The organism is uncultured Porphyromonas sp. (assembly GCF_934359325.1).
Taxonomy (GTDB): domain Bacteria; phylum Bacteroidota; class Bacteroidia; order Bacteroidales; family Porphyromonadaceae; genus Porphyromonas_A.
Genome location: NZ_CAKRLH010000089.1, coordinates 1 through 6,260, shown reverse-complemented (window position 1 = coordinate 6,260; position 6,260 = coordinate 1). Strand labels below are relative to the sequence as shown.

The 6,260-nt window shown below is 55.0% G+C and carries 6 protein-coding genes and 1 pseudogene; 5 read left to right on the top strand and 2 right to left on the bottom strand.

Translation table 11 applies throughout. From position 1 onward, the window contains the following. The coding region (ffh, locus tag Q0F21_RS04595; RefSeq protein WP_297237829.1) for a signal recognition particle protein at window positions 1–1,292 on the bottom strand (1,292 nt) is incomplete at its 3' end. Window positions 1,293–1,400: 108 nt separating this feature from the next. Between ffh and Q0F21_RS04590 the strand changes: the two genes are divergently transcribed. Then, window positions 1,401–1,598 carry a hypothetical protein gene (locus Q0F21_RS04590; RefSeq protein WP_297237828.1) on the top strand — a complete coding sequence of 66 codons (198 nt, stop codon included), beginning with the start codon at window positions 1,401–1,403 and terminating at the stop codon, window positions 1,596–1,598. A 135-nt stretch (window positions 1,599–1,733) separates the two neighbouring features. Here Q0F21_RS04590 and Q0F21_RS04585 read toward each other — a convergent pair whose 3' ends face one another. Beyond that, window positions 1,734–2,807, bottom strand: coding sequence for a tyrosine-protein phosphatase (locus tag Q0F21_RS04585; RefSeq protein WP_297237826.1), 1,074 nt, complete (start codon window positions 2,805–2,807; stop codon window positions 1,734–1,736). 178 nt (window positions 2,808–2,985) lie between these two features. On the opposite strand from Q0F21_RS04585, the gene Q0F21_RS04580 reads away from it, so the two are divergent. From Q0F21_RS04580 to Q0F21_RS04565, 4 genes and pseudogenes are all read left to right on the top strand, one after another. After that, complete coding sequence (locus Q0F21_RS04580) at window positions 2,986–3,897, top strand: 1-acyl-sn-glycerol-3-phosphate acyltransferase (protein ID WP_297237824.1); 912 nt, start codon at window positions 2,986–2,988, stop codon at window positions 3,895–3,897. A 64-nt stretch (window positions 3,898–3,961) separates the two neighbouring features. Continuing rightward, the gene (locus Q0F21_RS04575) at window positions 3,962–4,876 is read left to right on the top strand and encodes a M48 family metallopeptidase (protein ID WP_297237822.1); all 915 of its coding nucleotides are present in this window, start codon (window positions 3,962–3,964) and stop codon (window positions 4,874–4,876) included. 53 nt (window positions 4,877–4,929) lie between these two features. Further along, window positions 4,930–5,964 carry a dihydroorotate dehydrogenase-like protein gene (locus Q0F21_RS04570; RefSeq protein ID WP_297237820.1) on the top strand — a complete coding sequence of 345 codons (1,035 nt, stop codon included), beginning with the start codon at window positions 4,930–4,932 and terminating at the stop codon, window positions 5,962–5,964. A gap of 7 nt (window positions 5,965–5,971) precedes the next feature. Next, window positions 5,972–6,260, top strand: a pseudogene (locus Q0F21_RS04565) (hypothetical protein); the annotation flags it as partial.

Below are 6,260 nucleotides of genomic sequence, written 5' to 3'. Positions count from 1 at the left end.
AGACCGAGGCTGCTCATCTTCTTCATCATCTTCTTGGCGGAGTTGAATTGCTTGATCAGCCGATTCACCTCCTGTATGTCATTTCCGCTGCCTGCAGCGATACGCTTCCGTCGCTCAGCGTTGATGATGTCAGGATTGGCGCGCTCCTCGGGCGTCATCGAGCGGATGATTGCCTCGATCCCGCTAAAGGCGCTATCGTCTACGTCTAAGTCCTTGATCGCACTGCCGACACCGGGGATCATGGCCAAGAGATCCTTGAGGTTACCCATCTTCTTGATCTGCTGGATCTGCTCGAGGAAGTCGTCGAAGTCAAACTTATTCTTCCTGATCTTGCTCTCCAGCTGGGCTGCTTTCTTCTCGTCGTACTGCTGCTCCATCCGCTCCACGAGGGAGACGACATCGCCCATCCCGAGGATGCGGTCCGCCATACGGGTGGGGTAAAAGACGTCGATCGCCTCCATCTTCTCCCCCGTACCGATGAAGAGGATAGGCTTGTCGACCACAGTCCGGATCGAGAGTGCAGCACCGCCTCGGGTATCACCATCCAGTTTCGTCAGGACGACGCCATCGAAGTCGAGCCGGTCGTTGAATTCCTTTGCCGTATTCACCGCATCCTGTCCTGTCATCGAGTCGACGACGAAGAGGATCTGAGTCGGTCTAACGGCCGCCTTGATATTGGCGATCTCGGTCATAAGCACATCGTCGACGGCGAGACGACCAGCAGTATCGATGATGATAGTGTCACGACCATTCATCTTCGCAAAGGCGAGCGCCCGCTCAGCGATTGCCACCGGATCCTGACACCCCTCCTCGCTGTAGACAGGTATGCCGATCTGAGCGGCAATCACCTTGAGCTGCTCGATGGCGGCTGGGCGATAGACATCCCCGGCGACAAGCAGAGGCTTCAGCCCCTTCTTCTTGTGCAGCATATTGGCGAGCTTGCCGGCAAATGTGGTCTTACCTGAGCCCTGTAGACCCGACATCAGGATGATATTGGGATCCGCATCGGTTCTCAGCTCCACCTCGGTGCCGCCCATGCAGCGCGTCAGCTCATCGTGGACGATCTGGACCAACTTCTGTCCCGGCTTGATGGAGGAGACCACCTTCTCGCCCACCGCCTTGTCGAGGACGCTCTTCGTAAAGTCGGAGGCAACGGTATAATTGACATCGGCCTCCAGCAATGCCTTACGTATGTCCTTGACGGTGTCAGCGACATTAAGTTCGGTGATGGATCCCTCTCCCTTTAGGTTCTTAAAGGACTCAAGAAGTCGGTCCGATAGACTCTCAAACATATATATACGGTGTTATTTACAGGTACAAGCAATTATTGATTGCGGGCCACCGGCCCGCCCATAACCTTGCAAATCTACTAAAAAAGCCCCATCCCCCATCCGCCATATTTGCAGCCATCAGGGGGTGACGCATTAGAGCTTTACCTCGCTCGCCCGGTTCCGCACGGGCTTACCCGCCAGTCCCCCTCCTCATTCACCCCGCCTCCGACCGATCCCGCATTCATCCCCTATGCCGGCGGGAGGCGGATCCCATCAGGGATCCCCGGCGCCGGGGAGTATCGTATCGAGCTGGATAGAGGACGATGAATTCTAAACCCGGTATTAGTGATCACTAAACCCGGTAATAGTGATGACTAATACCGGGTTTAGTTTGGGATCGCAGGGCTTTATCTGGAGTCTGGCTCTTGGGTCTTCCCACTATTGATCCTACTCGACTTTCGGTTAGTAGAGCAGCAGCTCCCTCAGCCTGATCCTGTCCGACTCATCGAAGTCCAGCACCTTATCCATATAGTTCTCTATGGAGCCGTACTTATTCTCTATATCGGTCATGATGGAGAGTAGGTCACTGGGTCGGCAGCGGAAGAATTCCGTCAGAGCCTCTTGTCTGCCGGGAGCGAAGCGAAACCCCTGAGGAGCTAACTTCTCCACCGGGAGCAGGGCGTTGCTCAGCAGGTAGTCCGAGAGGATGTCTGACCGGGAGACGCCCAGGCTATACTGTATCAGCATAATGAGGAAGGCTGTGCGATCCTTCCCCCACTCATCGCTGATCATCACCGGATAGTGATCCGGATCGAGGAGGTAGTGGAGGGCGGCAGAGAGCTGCTCAGGATTCTCATACGCCAGACTATTGAACATATCGTGGACGAAGAGAACCACTCCCTCCTGAGACATGGCTCCATCGCTGATCCTCTTCAGTACCGACTTGTAGTCGACCGGGGTATTGGCCGCAAAGTCCTTCTGGGGGATATTCCCGATGCCGTTGGTGAGGTAGACAAATGAGTAGGCGTCGCTTAGGACGACATTATGCCTCAGTCCTATGGAGGAGATGACGAGACTGTCCCTTGGGGTGAGGGAGCGATACCTCCCCCCTCTGTAGAGTCTGCCCCATCTCATCTGGTACCCCTGATCGGTCATGTATCCGCCGGCATCCCTGAGGTTGGAGAACCCCTCCGTCGGTATGACTCTGGTGCCGGTGACCCTCACCTCTCGTTCGTCAAAGACCAAGAGAAAGTAGTGTCTGGTGAAGTAGGTGCCATCGGATGCAAATGTCGTCCACTCCTTCCCGATCGGCTCTACCTTTGTCGGCTCTGTGGGGTAGCTGCCGGCGTCGTCAGAAGCATAGATCGCCACCTCGCCGTTCATGCCGGGACGGACCTGCCACCGTACCACATAATTCCCGCTGTCAGCGACATCAGCACCGGTGCTGATGTCGTAGTACGCCTTCCTGGCACATGAGGTGAGACTCAAGCAGGCAAGAAGCGGAGTGATGAGGGCTAGGACTTTGCTCTGAAGCATCTGTATTGGACTGTCTGTTGATCTGAGGACAAATCTACGTAAAGGAGAGATATCACGTTTGCTTTTACCTTTATTTCTAATTCTTTGACAGCGGTTTGATCTTTTCTTTCCCCTTTTCACCGAGTTATGATTTTATTCTGTTAGGTTTGTACAGTCATATCCATAGACGTAGACGTAAATGAGTAGAGACGAGATACGAGATGAGATCCTCTCCATTGAGGACTTAGGGGAGATGGTACCTTTTTTTAAGACTCTGGTCGGAAGGGGCTTGGGTAAGTGGTTGATGCGGATCCTTGGGGTCGATGAGATCAATCAGCTCAATGCCGACCTCTGTCATCTCAAGGGACCGGACTTTGCGAGTGCGGCACTCCGTCACCCCTCGGTCAACGTGAAGTACAGGATCCATGGAGAGGAGAATCTCGACCTCATACGAGAGGGGCAGTTCCTCACCGTCTCCAATCATCCCTTCGGCGGCATCGATGGGCTGATCCTCGTGGATATCGTGGGACACATCCGCCCGGACTACAAGGTGCTGGTCAATTCGGTCCTCTCCCACATCTCCTCCCTTGAGGAGATGTGGGTGCCGGTCGTCCCCGACAGGCAGGCCAGCAGGAGGTATGTCCACGACCCGTCAGTCAATGTCAAGAGCCTGCGAGGTCTGGTGAGGGAGTTTCAGGCAGGATATCCCTTCGGGATCTTCCCCGCAGGCGGGGTGGGGCACTTCTCTCTCCGACATGGTCTTCCTGTAGAGAATCCATGGAAGGCCTCCAGCCTGCGCATCCTCAGACGAGCCGATCGTCCGATCTTTCCCATAATGTTTGGCGGGCGTAATTCGAGACTATTCTACTATATGAAGAATCGTATCTCCGTGGTCAGCGACCTGATGTTGCCGTCGGAGATCCTGAATAAGCAGGGCGAGACCATAGATGTCTACGTAGGAGTACCCATAATGCCGGATGAGACGGCCCACTTGACGGATCTCAGGAGCTACGGCGAGTACCTCACCCGCCGCAGTATGAGTCTCCTCCCCCGAGCCATGTATCAGCCACGGAAGGGGGCAAAGTCTCTGCTTGTCGAGCGAAACGACTGACAGCACAAGGTGATAAAATGTGTACCTTTGGGGATGTGAAACAATCCCATAGGACAAAACCATAATGAACTCACGACAACATTTCCCCCACACGCTGGTATTCAGCGTCCTTATCGTTGCTCTCCTGGCGACAGGCTGCTCCCTTGTCCCCCTTACCGGACGCCGTCAGATCAATCTCGTCTCCGACGCACAGGTGGTTGCGATCAGTGAGCAGCAGTACCGATCCTTCATCTCCAATGCCCCCAAGAGCCGTGACGTGGCACAGGCAGCGAGGACGCGCGATATGGGGAAGCGCATCGCTGCTGCCACGGAGAGATACCTCCGGTCTATCGGGCAAACAGAGGATATAAAGTACTTCCGGTGGGAGTTTAATCTCATTGCTTCCGATCAGGTCAATGCCTTCTGCATGCCGGGAGGTAAGATCGTCGTCTATGAGGGGATACTCCCCGTCGCACGGACCGATGATGAGCTGGCGACAGTGATTGCCCACGAGGTGGCTCACGCCGTCGCCAAGCACTCCAATGAGCGACTTTCTCAGGCGATCCTTCGCCAGTATGGCGGGCAGGCTCTGGGACAGATCCTATCAGGAAGCTCTGCCGGAGCACAGGTGATCGGCAGTGTCCTCTACAGCGTCGGGGGGAAGCTCATCTTTGAGCTCCCCTACTCGCGCAAGCAAGAGTATGAGGCGGATCAGATCGGTCTCTATCTGATGGCACTGGCGGGATATGACTACCACAATGCGCCTAATCTCTGGGTCAGGATGGCTAGTCGCAGCGGCGGCGGTAATCAGAGTGAAGTGATGAGCTCTCACCCCAACGACCAAAACCGTATCAAGGCTATCCGTGAAGAGATCCCCCGCGTAGAGGCCTTCATGAGAGGAGGCGGGAAAGTGCCACCCTCCGCTGTCCCTGCTGCATCCAAGACTAAGGCTACTAAGTCTAAGAGTAAGGGCAAGGAACCCCTCATTACTCACTATTGAGTTATCCCCCATTTATATTAGTCACTAATTCATCAAGATAATCAAGTAATACCATGGTTGATCTAACCACCACTTATGCCGGACTGAAGCTCAAGAGTCCGATCATCGCCGCAAGCTCAAGCCTTACTGCTTCGCCCGCAAAGATCAAGACCTTTGCCGAGGCTGGCGCAGGTGCTGTCATACTTAAGTCCATCTTTGAGGAGCAGATCCAGAATGAGGCTGCAGATACCTACGATCAGTCACACGACTTCCCTGAGGCCTACAACTACATCAAGGAGTACTCCGAGGAGCACTCGATCCGTCAGCATGTGCAGCTGGTACGTGAGGTAAAGGCGGGAGTGGACATCCCTGTCTTTGCGAGCATCAATTGCTCCAGTGCCGAGGGGTGGACCGACTACGCCAAGAGCCTCTCTGACGCCGGAGCAGATGGACTGGAGCTTAATGTTATGCGCATCGAGACCGATCGGACGCAAGACTATGGCGAGCCGGAGCGCGCCATCATCAAGATAGTCACTGAGCTGAGGGAGTCGGGATACAAGAAGCCGCTTGTGGTGAAGATCTCTAAGTACTACAGCAACCTGATCCGGCTCTGCGCAGATCTCCATATGGTAGGTGCGGACGGTGTGGTTCTCTTCAATAGATCCTACATGCCGGACGTTGACTTGTCAGCAGAGCGTCTCACGGCGGGACCGGTCTTCAGTAGCCCGAGTGACTTCTACGATGGTCTACGCTTCACGGCTCTCGTACGTGGAGCTGTCCCCGGTCTCTCTGTCTCCATCTCTTCTGGTGCTCGCAATGGCAAGGACGTCCTCAAGGGGGTACTCGCCGGGGCCAACGCCATCCAGATGGCTTCGATCCTGTATGGAAAGAAGGAGAAGGCTATTACCGAGTCGCTGGACGAGGTGAAGAGCTGGATGGAGGAGCACAAGTACGAGAGCATTACCGAGATGACCGGTCGTCTGGCAGCTGAGCAGGTCGATAAGGCCAACTTCCTCGCCCGCTCGCAATTCATGAAGTACTTCGACTCCCCCGATGCAGGACATCCTACAAACACCTTTAGTGGAGCGGTAGAGCGTCCGAGAGGCTAATCTCATAATGGCTAATCGTCTCCTACCGGACTATGCTGGGACGCTCGTCGACCGTGGACTGATTGCTCAGCTCTCGTCTATTCGGCTGAGAGAAGCGATCCCGCATGCTCTGCTCTTCTGTGGAGATGATGGTGGAGAGGCTCTTCCTTTAGCCCTTGCGTTTGCTCGTCATATCCTATGCGAGGATCCCGGGGAGGATGCTTGTGGACACTGTGAGTCCTGCAGGCAGATGGACTTGTGGGACAATCCTGACTTCTACCTCTGCTATCCGGTCATCAAGGCGGACTCCAGGGAGG

Coding starts and splice junctions, on each gene's coding strand:
- Q0F21_RS04580 (WP_297237824.1), top strand. CDS start 2,986: ATGAGTAGAGACGAGATACGAGATGAGATCCTCTCCATTGAGGACTTA.
- Q0F21_RS04575 (WP_297237822.1), top strand. CDS start 3,962: ATGAACTCACGACAACATTTCCCCCACACGCTGGTATTCAGCGTCCTT.
- Q0F21_RS04570 (WP_297237820.1), top strand. CDS start 4,930: ATGGTTGATCTAACCACCACTTATGCCGGACTGAAGCTCAAGAGTCCG.
- Q0F21_RS04585 (WP_297237826.1), bottom strand. CDS start 2,807: ATGCTTCAGAGCAAAGTCCTAGCCCTCATCACTCCGCTTCTTGCCTGC.